Below are 14,191 nucleotides of genomic sequence, written 5' to 3'. Positions count from 1 at the left end.
GCCCCAAGGGCCCCGCCTCCGCGGGCCCCTGCGCGAGCTACGCCCCGGCCAGCACACCCGTCCAGTACACGATCCCCGCGCACGCGTTGGACACCGTCACCGTGGCCGCCGGCGCTCCCGCCTCCGGCGTGTTGGTGATCGTGACGCTCCCGTCGGCCGTGGTGTCCTCCGACATCAGCTGGGTGGAGGTGCCGGTGTCGCCGCCGGTGGAGGTGCCGTCGGTCGTGCCGGTGTTGTTCTCGGTCGGGGTGGGCGTGGGTGAGGGGTCGTTGCCGCCCGTGCCGCCGGTGGTGGGGTCACTCGTGGTGGGGCAGGTCTCCGAGGCGACCCAGGCGAACTTCACCTGGTACGAGCCGCCCGGCTTGAGGACGAGGGAGGTCAGCTCCTGGGCTGGATCGGGCAGGCCGGCCGCCGCGTCACCGGCGACATGCCGGGCGTCGGTGATCTTCGAGCCGTCCGCCGCTCCCCCCGCGGCCAGGGTCACCGTGCCCGGGCTGCTCACCGTGCAGTCGACGGTGGAGACGTTGCTGAAGGTGAAGGTGCCGTACACCGTGCCGGACGGATCGGGGGCGTCCGTGGTCCCGCCGGACGTGCCGAGCTGGTCCGCGGTACACGCGGCTATGCCGGCCGGGCTGGTCGCCAACGGGTCGGTGGGGCTCCCGGAGCCGGTACCCGCACCGGTGCCGGTGCCCTTGTCCTCGTCCTTCTCGCTCCCCTTGCCCTTGTCCTCGGTCTTGCCCGAGGAGCCGCCGGAGGTGCTCGCGCCGCCCTCCGTCTCCTTGCCCTCGCCGACCGCGCCCTGCGCGTCCTGGCCGTGCCCGGCCACGGACGGGTTGACGTCGGAGCCGGTGGAGTTGGAGACGTGCACCAGGGCCGGGACGGCGGTGCCGACGAAGAGGCACGCGGCCGCCATGCCGACGAGCGCCTGCCGCTTGCGCGCCCGTCGCGCGGGCACCGCCCGCCGCAGATGGTCCAGCGTGCCGTCGCGCGGCTCGATCTCCTCGACCGCGCCGTGCAGCATGCGACGCAGTGCCAGCTCGTCCGAGTCGAGCCCCTCGGGGCCCTGGTCGTCGGGGCCGTGGTTCACAGTTCCGTTCCCAGCGTGCGATTGCTTCGGCTGTTGCCTGTCCGGCCGCCCGGTCGGCTCACGCCGCCCCCACTGCCCGAGAGGCGTGGGGGGATCCCCGGACGGCTCGTGGGGCACGTGCAGATGACGCCGCCCGTCATGGTCCTCGCTCATGCCGGCGCCTCCATGGCCACCCGCAGCGCCGCGATGCCGCGCGAGCCGTACGCCTTCACCGAGCCCAGTGAGATGCCGAGCGTCTCGGCGACCTGCGCCTCGGTCATGTCCGCGAAGTAACGCAGGACCAGCACCTCGCGCTGCCGGCGCTGCAGGCCCTTCATCGCCTTGATGAGGGAGTCGCGCTCGAGCTGGTCGTACGCCCCCTCCTCCGCGCTCGCCATGTCGGGCATCGGCTTGGACAGCAGCTTCAGGCCCAGTATCCGGCGGCGCAGGGCGGAGCGGGACAGGTTGACGACGGTCTGGCGCAGATAGGCCAGTGTCTTCTCCGGGTCACGCACGCGCTTGCGCGCGGAGTGGACGCGGATGAACGCCTCCTGGACGACGTCCTCGCAGGAGGCGGTGTCGTCGAGCAGTAGGGCGGCGAGACCCAGCAGCGAGCGGTAGTGCGCCCGGTAGGTCTCGGTGAGGTGGTCGACGGTCGTACCGGCCGCCGCGGTGTTCTCGGCGTGTTCGGAACCGTCGCGCTGACTGGGAATGCGGGCGGGCCGCGCTGCGGGCATGGGCGCGATCACCGGCATGCCGCCGGGCGCACCGGGCATGCGGGATCGGACGGGCCGGCGGGGCGGCCGTAGGGCCGTACCGCGGGTCGCCGCACTGAAGTCGAGTACCTCTGCCACGCCTGTTGGACACGCGTCCCCCCGTAAGGGTTGTACGTGCCGGACGTCACTTTTGCGTCAGCCCCGGCAGCCGACCCTCTTGCCCCAGGCAGCACAGCTGACCGTGCGTCAAACGCCCACATGCCTACCCGCTCTTCCCTTATGTCCAAAATGAGCGGACGTCCCCACGCCCGGCTCATGGCGTCCCCACGCCAGAAAAAAACGCGTCTTCACGCCCCATAAGGGCGACCGCAAAGACGCTCCCCGCCCTGCAAGCGGTTGCAGAGCGGGGAGGAAAATCTTCGGCTGCCGCCGGGGCCCGGTTCAAGTGGTCCGGACCATCGATCGGCTCACACTTTTCGCATGGATCCTACAAAGGATTCAACCAAGTCCCAGGAGTTTTCCGGCCCACGAGAGGTCTCACGAAAACTCCGCCGCCACGAGCTCGGCGATCTGCGCGGTGTTGAGGGCCGCGCCCTTGCGCAGATTGTCGCCGCAGACGAAGAGTTCGAGCGCCGTCGGATCGTCGAGCGCGCGCCGCACCCGGCCCACCCAGGTCGGATCGGTGCCCACCACGTCGGCGGGCGTCGGGAACTCCCCGGCCTCCGGGTCGTCGTAGAGCACGACCCCCGGCGCCGTGGCCAGGATCTCGCGCGCCTTGGCGACGGTGACCTCGCCCTCGAAGCGGGCGTGCACGGTCAGCGAGTGCCCGGTCAGCACCGGCACCCGCACACAGGTCACCGCGACCGGCAGCTTCGGCAGCCCGAGGATCTTGCGGGACTCGTCCCGCACCTTCATCTCCTCCGACGACCAGCCGTCCTCGCGCAGCGACCCGGCCCAGGGCACGACGTTCAGCGCGACCGGCTCCGGGAACGGCCCGGTGTTCTCGCCGATGGCCCGCCGTACGTCACCGGGGCTGTTCCCCAGATCCGTACCGGCGACCAGGGACAGCTGCTGCCTGAGCGTCTCCACACCGGCGCGCCCGGCCCCGCTCACCGCCTGGTACGAGGACACCACCAAGGAGCGCAGCCCGAACTCGGCGTGCAGCGCGCCCAGCGCCACGATCATGGAGAGGGTGGTGCAGTTGGGGTTGGCGACGATGCCGCGCGGTCGCATCCGTACGGCATGCGGGTTGACCTCGGGAACGACCAGGGGCACATCCGGGTCCATCCGGAAGGCGCCCGAATTGTCCACCACCACCGTGCCCTTGGCGGCGGCGATCGGCGCCCATCGCGCGGCCACCTCGTCCGGTACGTCGAACATCGCGACGTCGACCCCGTCGAAGGCCTCCTCGGTGAGCGCCACCACCTCGACCTCCTCACCGCGCACGGCCAGCTTGCGGCCGGCCGAGCGCGGCGAGGCGACGAGACGGATCTCACCCCAGACGTCGGCGCGCTGGGAGAGGATCTGGAGCATGACCGTGCCGACGGCTCCGGTCGCTCCCACGACCGCGAGCGTCGGGCGGCGGGACTCCATCCCCGCCATCAGCGTCCGGTGCCTCCGTACACGACGGCCTCGTCGCTGTCGGAGTCGAGACCGAAGGCGCTGTGCACGGCGCGGACGGCCTCGTTGACGTCGTCGGCGCGGGTGACGACCGAGATACGGATCTCGGAGGTCGAGATCAGCTCGATGTTCACACCGGCGTCGGACAGCGCGGTGAAGAAGTCGGCGGTGACACCGGGGTTCGTCTTCATGCCCGCGCCGACCAGGGAGATCTTGCCGATCTGGTCGTCGTAGCGCAGCGAGTCGAAGCCGATGCCGCTCTTGTTCTTCTCCAGGGCGTCGATGGCCTTGCGGCCCTCGGCCTTGGGGAGCGTGAAGGAGATGTCCGTCAGGCCCGTGGAGGCCGCGGACACGTTCTGCACGATCATGTCGATGTTGATCTCGGCGTTGGAGATCGTCCGGAAGATCGCGGCCGCCTCGCCCGGCTTGTCCGGCACGCCGACGACCGTGACCTTGGCCTCGGAGGTGTCGTGCGCGACACCGGAGATGATGGCCTGCTCCACCTGCTTGTCCCCTTGATCGATCGGCTCGCTGCTGACCCACGTGCCCTGCAGTCCACTGAAGCTGGACCGGACGTGGATCGGGATGTTGTACCGGCGGGCGTACTCCACACAGCGGTGGAGCAGCACCTTCGAGCCGGACGCCGCCAGCTCCAGCATGTCCTCGAAGGAGATCCAGTCGATCTTCTTCGCCTTCTTCACCACGCGCGGGTCGGCGGTGAACACGCCGTCGACGTCGGTGTAGATCTCGCACACCTCGGCGTCGAGGGCGGCGGCCAGCGCCACGGCGGTCGTGTCCGAGCCGCCGCGCCCCAGGGTGGTGATGTCCTTCGAGTCCTGGCTGACGCCCTGGAACCCGGCCACGATGGCGATGTTGCCCTCGTCCACCGAGGTGCGGATCCGGCCCGGCGTGACATCGATGATCCGGGCTTTGTTGTGGACCGAGTCGGTGATGACACCTGCCTGGCTGCCGGTGAACGACTGGGCGCTGTGGCCCAGGTTTTTGATCGCCATGGCCAGCAGTGCCATGGAGATCCGCTCTCCGGCGGTCAGCAGCATGTCGAGCTCGCGCCCGGCAGGCATCGGGGATACCTGCTCGGCGAGATCGATCAGCTCGTCCGTCGTGTCGCCCATCGCGGAAACCACGGCGACCACCTGGTGGCCGTTCTTCTTGGCTTCCACGATCCGCTTGGCGACGCGCTTGATGCCCTCGGCATCGGCTACGGAGGAGCCTCCGTACTTCTGCACGACAAGGCCCACGTGCGCTCCTCGCTCAGTCCGTGTGTGTCGGCTCAGTTTACCGAGCGTCCGAAAACGACCTTGGGGTTCCCAGATGGTGAGATTCCGGCGCTCCGGGAGGGTGTCTGCCCCGTCGGGGGTGGGGCAACCGGGTTAGTGGTGCAGGTCACTCGGTGCGCGGCGGACACTCGCCTGCTCGTCACCGAAGCGAGGACCACCGGTCACGATCTTTGCCATTGACGCTCTCCGTAGTCGAACGCTAACTTCGCGTCGTCGTCGCCACACCAGGAGCACAAGGCTCCATCGGGACTCGCGACGCGAAGGAATCTCTTCCTTTGACGACTGTGACCGATCCAGAGATCCAGCACGTCACCCGAGCCGATACGGATTCCCCGGCCGGCCTCTTCAAGATCCAGCCCTTCACGCCGCACTGCGAGGTCATCCGCGTCGCGGGCGACCACGCCGTCATCGGCGTCTCCCCCGGCAACAGCTACTTCTCCGCCCGCCGCGTCCACGACCTCGCCCTCTGGGGCCTCGCCCTCTTCGAGCGCGTGGACTTCGTCTACACGGACCTGTACGTGGCCGAGATGTACGCGGCGTCCGGCTATCCGCCCGACGACGCGCGCCGCAAGGCGGTGAAGAACCTGCGCGGCGTGCGCGCCAAGGTGCTCGGCGCCGTCGAGGCCGTCGACCCCGGCGGCACGCGCCTGCACGCCCACGCCATGTCCGACTTCCGCGGCAACCCCGCGTACCGCGAGATCCACGACCTCCTCCAGGACCGCCTGGCCACCGACGACGAGTTCCGCACGACCTGCGAGAAGCTCGTCGACACCTTCCTGGCCGGAAAGGCCGGGCGGGTGACCGAGGCACAGCGCGAGGTCTGCCTGGCCTACGTCTGCGCCGAGGCGCCCCTCTTCCTGGACACACCCGCCATCCTCGGCGTCCCCTCCTCCCTCAACTGCTACCACCAGCTCCTGCCGATGGCCGAGCTCCTCTACTCCCGGGGGGCGGGCCTGCGCGCCTCGCGCAACCAGGGACACGCCATCGTGACGCCGGCAGACAGGACCACCGATGCTCACTGAAGCCACTGAGGCCCCCCTCGACTTCCCCTTCTCCTGGCGCGGCGACCAGATCCCCGCCGAGGTGGCGGAGTTGCGCGCCGCCAGCCCCGTGCGCCGCGTGCGCACCATCGCCGGTGACGAAGCCTGGCTCGTGTCGTCGTACGAGCTGTGCAAGCAGGTTCTCGAAGACCCGCGCTTCAGCCTGAAGGACACCTCGGCCCCGGGCGTGCCCCGCCAGTACGCGCTGACGATCCCGCCCGAGGTCGTCAACAACATGGGGAACATCACCGGCGCGGGGTTGCGGAAGGCGGTGCTGAAAGCGCTGAACCCGAAGAGCCCGGGCCTCGCCGAGTGGATGCGCTCCTACGCCGCCGGACTCGTCGACGAGCTGATCCGCGAGGGTGCCCCGGCGGACCTGCGCGGCGGCTTCGCCGACCCGTACTCGGCCGGCATGCACTGCCGTATCCTCGGCATCCCGCAGGCGGACGCGCCCAGGCTGATGCGGAGTCTGGACATCGCGTTCATGAACTCGGCCTGCCCGGTCGCCGGGGCACGGCTGAACTGGGACCGCGACATCGCGTACATGACGGAGCGGCTCGACGACCCGGCGACCACCGGCCTTATGGCCGAGCTCGCCGCCCTGCGCGCCGACCCCGACTACGGCCACCTCACCGACGAGATGCTCGCGACGGTCGGCGTGACGATGTTCGGCGCCGGTGTCATCTCCACCGCCGGTTTCCTGACCATGGCGCTGGTGTCGCTGATCCAGCACCCGGAGCTGCACGCCCGCCTCCTCGCCGACCGCACCCTGGTCCCGGCCGCCGTCGACGAGCTCCTGCGCATCAACCTGTCCATCGGCGACGGGCTGCCGAGGCTGGCGACCGAGGACGTACTCCTCGGAGATGTGCGGGTCACAGCGGGTGAGCTGGTCCTCGTCCTGGTCGAGGGCGCGAACTTCGACGCGGCCGCCTTCCCCGACCCGTACACCGTCGACCTCACCCGCGAGAACGGCACCGCCCACCTCTCCTTCGGCGGCGGCCGCCACTACTGCCCCGCGACCGCCCTCGGCCGCAAGCACGCGGAGATCGCCCTGGAGACCCTGCTGGAGCGGATGCCCGGGCTGCGGCTCGCGGTGCCGATCGAGCAGCTGGTGTGGCGGACCGGGTTCATGAAACGGATCCCGGAGCGGCTGCCGGTCATGTGGTAGCAGCCTGACAGCAGCCGATTTACCCGCTTATCGCCTGCTCACGGCCTCGGCGACCGGCCGTCTTTAAAGTTCAACCACTATGGTTCGCCTGTGCGCGTACTGCTGGTGGAAGACGACGAACCGGTCGCCGAGTCGCTCCGGCGAGGACTGCTGCGTTACGGCTTCGAGGTGGCCTGGGTCACCACGGGTGCCGCGGCGCTCGGCCACGCCGAACCCTACGACGTCGTACTCCTCGATCTCGGCCTGCCCGACACCGACGGTCTCGACGTCTGCAGGGCGCTGCGCGAGCGCGGCGAAGTGCCGATCATCGTGATCAGCGCACGCAGCGACGAGACGGACCGAGTGGTCGGGCTGGAGCTCGGCGCGGACGACTATGTGTCCAAGCCGTTCGGGGTCCGCGAGGTCATCGCGCGGATACGAGCGGTCATGCGCCGCATGCAACCACGTACGGCCGCTGCCGCCGCCGAGGCCGGCCCGGACCGCTACGGCCCCCGCCTCACCATCGACCGCAAGGCGGCCCGGGTCCGCCTGGACGGCGAGGAGGTCGCCCTCGCGCCCAAGGAGTACGACCTGCTGGCCTTCCTCACCGAGGAGCCCGGGGCGCTCATGTCGCGCGAGCAGATCATGGAGGCGGTCTGGGACGCGAACTGGTTCGGCCCGACGAAGACGCTGGACGTCCATGTGGCGGCGCTGCGGCGCAAGCTCGCCGGGGTGATCACGATCGAGGCGGTTCGGGGGGTCGGGTTCCGGCTGGAGATCGTCAGCGGTGACCAGGGCGACGGCGGTAGCGGCGCGTCATGATCCGTCAGCTCATTCGCAGTTACGTCCTGCTCGTCGCGGTCGCGATCGCCCTGTTCACCGTGCCGGTGGCCTTCACGCTCACGGACCAGTTGCGGCGCGACACCGCGGACTCCGTCCGGCGTGAGGCCAAGACCATGGCCCTGCTGCTCGGCAACGGGAACGCCCCGTCGTGCGCGGCGCTGGAGGAGATGGCCGACGCGTACGCCGGCCAGACCCCCGGCAAGGTCACAGTGACCGAGCGCTGCGACACGAACCTGCGGAGCCCGAAGCGGGACGCGGCCCTGACCAAGGCCCTGGAGCAGGGCGAGCCCACGACCGACTGGGGATCCTCCTTCATCTGGGGGCCGCAGCTTGAGATCACCGTGCCCGCCCGCGCGAGCGAGAAGGACCTCGACGGCCGCAACAACGGCCCGGTCGTCGGCGCGGTACGCATCGCGTACTCGACCAACGACATGACCAGCCGGCTGTGGCAGATCTGGGGCTTCCGCGCCGGACTCGCGGTGGTCGTCCTCGGCGTGGCCGCCGTGATCGGCGCCGCGGCGGCCCGGCGTATCACCCGGCCGCTGCGCCAGCTCAACGACATGGCGAGCAAGTTCAGCGACGGCGATCTGACCGCCCGCTCCCCCGTGACGGGCCCTCCGGAGACCCAGACCCTCGCCCGCACCCTCAACCAGGGCGCGGAACGCCTGGACACACTGGTCGCGGCCCAGCGCATCTTCGTGGCCGACGCCTCGCATCAACTCCGTACCCCTCTCACCGCGTTGCGGCTGTCGCTGGACAACATCGCGGACGGCGTGGACGACGACTTCGTCAGGGAGGACGTGGAGCAGGCCACGGCCGAGGTCGTCCGGATGAGCCGGCTGGTGAACGGCCTGCTGGTGCTCGCCCGGGCCGAGGCGAAGGTGTCGGCGGCCGAGCCGCTCAACCTGTGGGACATCGTGCGGGAGAGGCTGGACGTGTGGAGGCCGGCCGCCGACGAGCGCGGAGTCACCATCGCGCTCAGGGGGAGTGCCGACGGCCGGCTGCTTGTGCTGACCAGCCCCGGTCATCTGGACCAGGTGCTGGACAACGTGCTCTCGAACGCCCTGGAGGTGTCACCGGACGGCGGCACGATCACGGTCCGGGTGGAGCCAAGGGGCGACGAGGTGGTCCTCTCGGTGGACGACGAGGGCCCCGGCATGTCGGACGCGGAGAAGTCCCGCGCCTTCGACCGCTTCTGGCGCGGCCAGGGCCTGACCGGGAAGACCGGCTCCGGCCTCGGCCTCGCCGTCGTCAAGCAGCTGGTGACCGACGACGGCGGGGCGGTGGCCCTGGGCGACGCTCCCGGGGGCGGGCTGTCCGTGCGGATCAGCCTTCGGGCATCAACGAGGAGTGGTGGCTGACGATCTTCCACTCGCCGTCCCGCTTCTCCCACTCGTAGGTGTAGCGGGCCTTGGCGATGCTCTTCTTGCCGGTGTCGTGGTCGGTGAGCGCGAACTCGTAGACACCCGCGTCCAGCACCGAGTTCGAGTCGAGGACGTTGATGTGCGTCGCGATCTTCTTGCCGACCGGCTTGTTCGCCAGGAAGTGCTCGAAGTAGTCGACGCGGCTGTCGCGGTCGGCACGGACCTGGTTGGAGAGCGTGGGCAGCAGGACCGCGTCGTCCCAGTAGAGATCGGCGACCTTCTGCGGGTCCTGAGTCTTCAGCGCCGCGTTCCACTCGTCGAACAGGGCGGTCACCTGCTTCTTGGTGGGCTTCGCCGCCTCCTCCTCCGGCCCGGCGACCGCGCCACCTGCGGCGAAGGTGCCGACGGCGACGAGGGCGGCGGCGGCGACCACGGCTACGCGCTTGGTTATGGAACGACGGGTCATCGCGAACTCCCAGTGCTGTGCGGTCGGGTGGGTCTCCCTCCGCTTTCTGTGTTCTCTGCGGTGGAGGTGACTCCAGATTCGCGTGGCACCGGTTAGGGGCTGTGCAGTGGACGTACAGCCCCGGGACAAGGCGCTTCCAATTCACTTTGCGTATCGTCGCGATGACACAGCGGAGCCACCTCCGCGCTCGCGCTCTGCGCCCGGCCGCGATGGTCCCGCTGTGCGGGGCGGCGGCGTGCACGGTACCCGCAGGGACCTGGGCGACTCGTCAACTCCCCGAGTCCTGGCTCCCGTTGGTCATGGGCGGCCTGGTCACGGTGGCCGTGCTGCTGGTCCTGCGGGGCGTTCGGACCTCGGCCCTGCGCGGCACGCGGGGAGCGATCGCGGCCGGGGGGCGCGTTCTCTGTGGCGTCGAACGGAGTGCCGGGGCTCTGCTCGTGCTCGCCGTCAGCACGCGCGAGTTCGAGTTGCCGGCCGATGAACAGACCTGTCCTCTCAGGCAGGTCGACCATGCTCGGCGGAGCCTGCGACGGCGATCGAGCGGTCCCCGGACGCCTCCGCGAACCCGCTCATCCGTCCCCCATCGGCCCGCTCACGCATTCCCCGTCGACACCGACCCGATGTCACCCCCGGCCGCGACGGAACGCTCCCCGGAGGCGGTGACGGGCCCGTGCGTCGGACGCGTGGGCGTGGCGGGCAGCGTGGGCGGCGGCGCGGTCGACGCCCCGTCCCCCGTCGAGACCGCACCGATGCCGCCGCCGGCGGCGACCGCACGCGTACCGCTCGCGGTCACGGCGGCCGTGGGCGCCGGCACCGGTCCGAGGAGGGCGTAGAGCGTCACCGCCAGCCCGATCAGGCCCGCCGCTCCCCCGGCCACGCTCGCCCAGGGATCCGCGGCATCGACGTCCAGCACGCCGCCGACGGCCAACCCCAGGGCACCCGCCACGCAGAGCCCGACTCCCGTCCACCCCAACGCCTTTGACCGACTCGCCACACGTCCATCATGGAGGAGTCCGGTGACCATGGCCCGAAAACCGGGTCATCGACGCCGTATGCGTGCGGCACGGGGCCCCGGGATACGGGCTCCGAGCGCACGCGCGTAGGCGCGCATGGTCTCCAGGTCGTGGATCTCGCCTTCCTCCAGCTGCGATATCCACGTCGGGAAGAGGTCCGCGGCATCGGCTGCCTGCCCCCGCGTGAGGCCCCGTTCCTCACGGACCTCCCGCAGCCGGCGCCCCAGCGCATACGCCTGCGGGGCGGACAGGGCGCCCCGGAAACCGCGTATCACACCCGCCCCCCGAACAGCGCCACCAGACCCTGGTCCAGCTCGGCCCCCACGGTCTCCTCGCCTGGCGCGATCACGGTGAAGGTGCGGGCCAGGAAGCGGAACAGGTCCGCCGAGCCGAAGCGGAGCACCGCCGTGCCCTCCGGCGCGTGGAACTCCACATACGTGTGGGACGACCCGCAGGGCCGGACACGGACGCGGCCGACCCCGGCGCGGGCGCGCAGACCCTCGCTCAGCAGTACGCGGGCGAACGTCCACGTGGTGACCTCGCCGTCGAGCGTGACATGCGGCGGGAAGTCGATGTGCACCGCCAGCGGGTCGGCGGAGGTGTAGCGGAGGGTCGCGGGTATCGCGATCTCCTGGTCCGCGGCCGTGATCAGACGGGCGCCGGTCGGCTGCTCGAGGGTGACGTGCATGGTGGGGCTCCGATTCGGGCGGGGCAACCGGCCGGGGGCGGCCGTTGTCGCCTGAGAGACCGCCCGAGGGGCCCGTGCATTACGCCGGTTCAGAAGCCTTTTTTCGTAACGTGCGTCACACCAGCGCTCGGCCGCTACTTCGCGGGCCGCATCCCCAGCGGCTCGCCGATCTCCTGTTCCATGACCTTGCCGGCTTCGAACTCCAGCGTCTCGTCGCCCATCATCCCCTGGTCCGTGTCCAGGCCGTCCAGCTCCTCCAGGGGCTGGTCCAGGCGGATGTGGGCCAGGACCGAGTGCAGGGCGCGCAGGGTCGCCGACGCCGTCGTGCCCCAGTTGGAGAAGTAGGAGAACTGCCACCACCACAGGGCCTCCGTGGTGCGGCCGGCGCGGTAGTGGGCCATGCCGTGACGGAGGTCGGTGATGACGTCGGCCAGGTCGTCGGAGATGCGGGCCGGGACCGGGGCCTTGCGGGGCTCGTAGGGGTCGAAGACCTCCGAGTAGACGTCCACCGGATCCAGCAGGCGGGCGAGGTTCTCGCGGAGTTCGTCGACGTCCGGCTCGGGGCCCAGGTCGGGCTCGTAGCGCTCGTCGGGGACGATGTCCTCGTGGGCGCCCAAACGGCCGCCGGCCAGGAGGAGTTGGGAGACCTCCAGGAGGAGGAAGGGCACGGTCGAGCCCGGCTCGTCGCCCTTCGCGACCTCCGTGACGGCGACCAGGAAGCTCTCGATCTGGTCCGAGATCTGGACCGCGAAGTCGTCCGGGTTGTGCTCGGTCGCGTGCAGCGTGGCGTCAGACATCTAGGAGTCGTCTCCCCTCGAAGGCGCGGCCGAGAGTGACCTCGTCCGCGTATTCCAGGTCGCCACCCACCGGGAGGCCGCTGGCCAGGCGGGTGACCTTCAGGCCCATGGGCTTGATCATGCGCGCGAGGTACGTGGCCGTGGCCTCGCCCTCGAGATTCGGATCCGTGGCCAGGATCAGTTCCGTGACCGTCCCGTCGGCCAACCTCGCGAGAAGTTCCCGTATACGCAGGTCGTCCGGTCCGACACCCTCGATCGGGCTGATCGCGCCGCCGAGGACGTGGTAGCGGCCGCGGAACTCTCGGGTCCGCTCGATCGCCACGACGTCCTTCGGCTCCTCGACCACGCAGATCACCGCCGGGTCACGGCGTGTGTCCCGGCAGATGTTGCACAGCTCCTCCTGCGCGACGTTCCCGCATGTCGCGCAGAAGCGGACCTTCGCCTTGACCTCCAGCAGGGCCTGGGCCAGGCGCCGTACGTCCGTCGGTTCCGCCTGCAGGATGTGGAAGGCGATCCGCTGCGCGCTCTTGGGACCGACGCCGGGCAACCGCCCCAACTCGTCGATGAGGTCCTGGACCACGCCTTCGTACAACGGACTGCCGTCCTTCCTGGGGTTCCTTACGGTACGTACCGTAGTTGGCCGCGGCCCGTCTTAGAAAGGCAAGCCGTAGAACGCGGGCGACGTCAGAAGGGCAGGCCGGGGATACCGCTGCCGCCGCCCAGGCCCTGGGCCAGCGGGCCCAGCTTCTGCTGCTGGAGGTTCTGCGCGTTCTCGTTGGCCGCCTGTACGGCCGCGACGACCAGGTCGGCGAGGGTCTCGGTGTCCTCGGGGTCCACCGCCTTCGGGTCGATCCTGAGCGCCCTGAGTTCGCCTGAGCCCGTCACGGTGGCCTTCACCAGGCCGCCGCCCGCCTGGCCCTCGACCTCCGTCTGAGCCAGTTCCTCCTGCGCCCTCGCCAGGTCCTGCTGCATCTTCTGGGCCTGCTGGAGCAGCTGCTGCATGTTGGGCTGGCCACCACCGGGGATCACGATCAGCTCCTTGCGTTCGTACGCGTGTCTGTACGGGGTTTCCGCTCGGCTTTCCCGTTCAGCACGAGCCTACGTGGTCCGCACAGCCGTCGCTCCAGCACTCTTTCGAGTGAGAGGAACTGGAGTCCGATACCTGATCAAGCCCCTCTTCCGGGCGGAAAAGAGGCGAAAGGCATCTCTTCGACACTCATGGGGCGCTAGGAAGGATTCGGCGCGTCAGCCTCAGGTGCTGCGTGACGTTCCGTGCACGGCGGGGGTCGTATCCACGTCGCAGTTCGCACGTGATGTCACGCACCGTGACAGTAGGGAGTGCCGGGTGGGTCAGCCGGAGATGCAGCCCGAGAGGTCGTCTCAGCACGGGCGGAGCGTCGGGGGCGGGGGCGGCGATGGGGCGGCCGGGATCCGGCCGGGCGATCTGCGGGGGCGGGCGTTTCCGCTCGGGGACTGGGGGGAGCCGGCCGTGCGGTTGCACGAGTTGTACCGGTGGGTGGAGCGGGGGGCGCTGGACACGGCCGCGTGGTATCTCGCGGATCGGGTGTGGAAGCGGCGGGGGGCCTGGGCGTTGCGGGGCGGGGCCGCGGCGGGGGCGGTCGTGGGGGCCGCGCTGCCCCTGCTGGATCTGACGGGGGTCGCGAGCGGGGTGGCGCCGTGGGGGTATCTGGCGCTGCTGCTGGCGGTGGCGTGTGTGGCGGTCGATCGGTTCTTCGGGGTGACGTCCGGGTGGATAAGGGACGTCGCCACGGCTCAGGCGGTGCAGCGGCGGCTTCAGGTGTTGCAGTTCGACTGGGCGACGGAGAGCGTGCGGGAGGTTCTGGGGCCGGCCGAGGGGACGGCGAGTGAGGCGGCGGAGCGGTGTCTGGGGGTGTTGCGGCGGTTCTCGGAGGACGTGAGCGAGTTGGTGCGGGCGGAGACCGCGGACTGGATGGTGGAGTTCCGGACGGGGGCGGCGCCGTTGGGGATTCAGTCGGCTGTGGCTGGAGGGGTTCGGCAGGATGTGGGGGCGGGGCAGGGGCGGCTTTCCGTTCCGCCGGGGAATGGGGCTCGGCCGAACATGCCTCGGCAGCGGCCGCCGGAGCCTCGGTAGGGGCCCGCGGCGGAGCCGCC

Annotated in this window: 16 protein-coding genes and 1 pseudogene; 6 read left to right on the top strand and 11 right to left on the bottom strand. The window is 70.4% G+C overall.

What is annotated here, in order from left to right:
- Positions 1 to 37: 37 nt before the first annotated feature.
- From ACTMVF_RS03100 to ACTMVF_RS03085, 4 genes are all read right to left on the bottom strand, one after another.
- The gene (locus tag ACTMVF_RS03100; protein ID WP_441269371.1) at positions 38 to 1,087 is read right to left on the bottom strand and encodes a hypothetical protein; all 1,050 of its coding nucleotides are present in this window, start codon (positions 1,085 to 1,087) and stop codon (positions 38 to 40) included.
- A 149-nt stretch (positions 1,088 to 1,236) separates the two neighbouring features.
- A complete protein-coding gene (locus tag ACTMVF_RS03095; protein ID WP_301998541.1) occupies positions 1,237 to 1,920 on the bottom strand; it encodes a SigE family RNA polymerase sigma factor in 684 nt (227 codons plus the stop codon).
- Positions 1,921 to 2,319: 399 nt separating this feature from the next.
- The gene (locus ACTMVF_RS03090; protein WP_441269370.1) at positions 2,320 to 3,384 is read right to left on the bottom strand and encodes an aspartate-semialdehyde dehydrogenase; all 1,065 of its coding nucleotides are present in this window, start codon (positions 3,382 to 3,384) and stop codon (positions 2,320 to 2,322) included.
- Complete coding sequence (locus ACTMVF_RS03085; RefSeq protein ID WP_128433729.1) at positions 3,384 to 4,661, bottom strand: aspartate kinase; 1,278 nt, start codon at positions 4,659 to 4,661, stop codon at positions 3,384 to 3,386. The genes ACTMVF_RS03090 and ACTMVF_RS03085 overlap by 1 nt, the downstream gene beginning before the upstream one ends.
- A 323-nt stretch (positions 4,662 to 4,984) precedes the next feature.
- Between ACTMVF_RS03085 and ACTMVF_RS03080 the strand changes: the two genes are divergently transcribed.
- The 4 genes from ACTMVF_RS03080 (at position 4,985) to ACTMVF_RS03065 (ending at position 9,091) form a co-directional block, all read left to right on the top strand.
- Positions 4,985 to 5,722: a tRNA-dependent cyclodipeptide synthase gene (locus ACTMVF_RS03080; RefSeq protein WP_441269542.1), complete on the top strand. Its 738-nt coding sequence runs from the start codon at positions 4,985 to 4,987 to the stop codon at positions 5,720 to 5,722.
- Positions 5,712 to 6,908, top strand: a complete 1,197-nt coding sequence (locus ACTMVF_RS03075) for a cytochrome P450 (RefSeq protein WP_441269369.1) — start codon at positions 5,712 to 5,714, stop codon at positions 6,906 to 6,908. The genes ACTMVF_RS03080 and ACTMVF_RS03075 overlap by 11 nt, the downstream gene beginning before the upstream one ends.
- 90 nt (positions 6,909 to 6,998) lie before the next feature.
- Complete coding sequence (locus tag ACTMVF_RS03070) at positions 6,999 to 7,709, top strand: response regulator transcription factor (protein WP_441269368.1); 711 nt, start codon at positions 6,999 to 7,001, stop codon at positions 7,707 to 7,709.
- A complete protein-coding gene (locus ACTMVF_RS03065) occupies positions 7,706 to 9,091 on the top strand; it encodes a sensor histidine kinase (protein ID WP_441269367.1) in 1,386 nt (461 codons plus the stop codon). Before ACTMVF_RS03070 ends, ACTMVF_RS03065 begins: the two co-directional genes overlap by 4 nt.
- Here the strand turns inward: ACTMVF_RS03065 and ACTMVF_RS03060 are convergent.
- On the bottom strand, positions 9,057 to 9,560 hold the full coding sequence (locus ACTMVF_RS03060) for an SgcJ/EcaC family oxidoreductase (RefSeq protein ID WP_441269366.1): 504 nt from the start codon (positions 9,558 to 9,560) through the stop codon (positions 9,057 to 9,059). The genes ACTMVF_RS03065 and ACTMVF_RS03060 overlap by 35 nt on opposite strands.
- Before the next feature lie 188 nt (positions 9,561 to 9,748).
- On the opposite strand from ACTMVF_RS03060, the pseudogene ACTMVF_RS03055 reads away from it, so the two are divergent.
- Positions 9,749 to 9,952: pseudogene (locus ACTMVF_RS03055) on the top strand (sulfite exporter TauE/SafE family protein); the annotation flags it as partial.
- 200 nt (positions 9,953 to 10,152) lie between these two features.
- Here the strand turns inward: ACTMVF_RS03055 and ACTMVF_RS03050 are convergent.
- The 6 genes from ACTMVF_RS03050 to ACTMVF_RS03025 all read right to left on the bottom strand — a co-directional run bounded on the left by ACTMVF_RS03050 (position 10,153) and on the right by ACTMVF_RS03025 (position 13,087).
- Positions 10,153 to 10,554: a hypothetical protein gene (locus tag ACTMVF_RS03050; RefSeq protein WP_441269365.1), complete on the bottom strand. Its 402-nt coding sequence runs from the start codon at positions 10,552 to 10,554 to the stop codon at positions 10,153 to 10,155.
- 45 nt (positions 10,555 to 10,599) lie between these two features.
- Entirely contained in the window at positions 10,600 to 10,848 is a 249-nt protein-coding gene (locus tag ACTMVF_RS03045; protein ID WP_441269364.1) for a helix-turn-helix domain-containing protein, read from the bottom strand.
- A complete protein-coding gene (locus ACTMVF_RS03040; RefSeq protein WP_441269363.1) occupies positions 10,845 to 11,261 on the bottom strand; it encodes an SsgA family sporulation/cell division regulator in 417 nt (138 codons plus the stop codon). Before ACTMVF_RS03040 ends, ACTMVF_RS03045 begins: the two co-directional genes overlap by 4 nt.
- A 134-nt stretch (positions 11,262 to 11,395) precedes the next feature.
- Positions 11,396 to 12,058, bottom strand: a complete 663-nt coding sequence (locus ACTMVF_RS03035) for a DUF5063 domain-containing protein (RefSeq protein ID WP_441269362.1) — start codon at positions 12,056 to 12,058, stop codon at positions 11,396 to 11,398.
- Positions 12,051 to 12,650, bottom strand: coding sequence for a recombination mediator RecR (gene recR, locus ACTMVF_RS03030; protein WP_128433740.1), 600 nt, complete (start codon positions 12,648 to 12,650; stop codon positions 12,051 to 12,053). Before recR ends, ACTMVF_RS03035 begins: the two co-directional genes overlap by 8 nt.
- Before the next feature lie 92 nt (positions 12,651 to 12,742).
- Complete coding sequence (locus ACTMVF_RS03025) at positions 12,743 to 13,087, bottom strand: YbaB/EbfC family nucleoid-associated protein (protein ID WP_062697765.1); 345 nt, start codon at positions 13,085 to 13,087, stop codon at positions 12,743 to 12,745.
- A 316-nt stretch (positions 13,088 to 13,403) separates the two neighbouring features.
- Between ACTMVF_RS03025 and ACTMVF_RS03020 the strand changes: the two genes are divergently transcribed.
- Entirely contained in the window at positions 13,404 to 14,171 is a 768-nt protein-coding gene (locus tag ACTMVF_RS03020; protein WP_441269361.1) for an SLATT domain-containing protein, read from the top strand.
- Positions 14,172 to 14,191: the final 20 nt, after the last annotated feature.

The sequence above is a fragment of the Streptomyces sp. SD31 genome (genome assembly GCF_052068475.1).
Classification (GTDB): Bacteria; Actinomycetota; Actinomycetes; order Streptomycetales; family Streptomycetaceae; genus Streptomyces.
Note: the sequence above shows the minus strand (reverse complement) of the source record. Positions and strands in the feature narration are given on the sequence as shown.

Bases quoted from the DNA above. Each gene is read 5' to 3' on its own strand.
- ACTMVF_RS03060 (WP_441269366.1), bottom strand. From the start codon at position 9,560: ATGACCCGTCGTTCCATAACCAAGCGCGTAGCCGTGGTCGCCGCCGCC.
- ACTMVF_RS03075 (WP_441269369.1), top strand. From the start codon at position 5,712: ATGCTCACTGAAGCCACTGAGGCCCCCCTCGACTTCCCCTTCTCCTGG.
- ACTMVF_RS03035 (WP_441269362.1), bottom strand. From the start codon at position 12,058: ATGTCTGACGCCACGCTGCACGCGACCGAGCACAACCCGGACGACTTC.
- ACTMVF_RS03065 (WP_441269367.1), top strand. From the start codon at position 7,706: ATGATCCGTCAGCTCATTCGCAGTTACGTCCTGCTCGTCGCGGTCGCG.
- ACTMVF_RS03090 (WP_441269370.1), bottom strand. From the start codon at position 3,384: ATGGCGGGGATGGAGTCCCGCCGCCCGACGCTCGCGGTCGTGGGAGCG.
- ACTMVF_RS03040 (WP_441269363.1), bottom strand. From the start codon at position 11,261: ATGCACGTCACCCTCGAGCAGCCGACCGGCGCCCGTCTGATCACGGCC.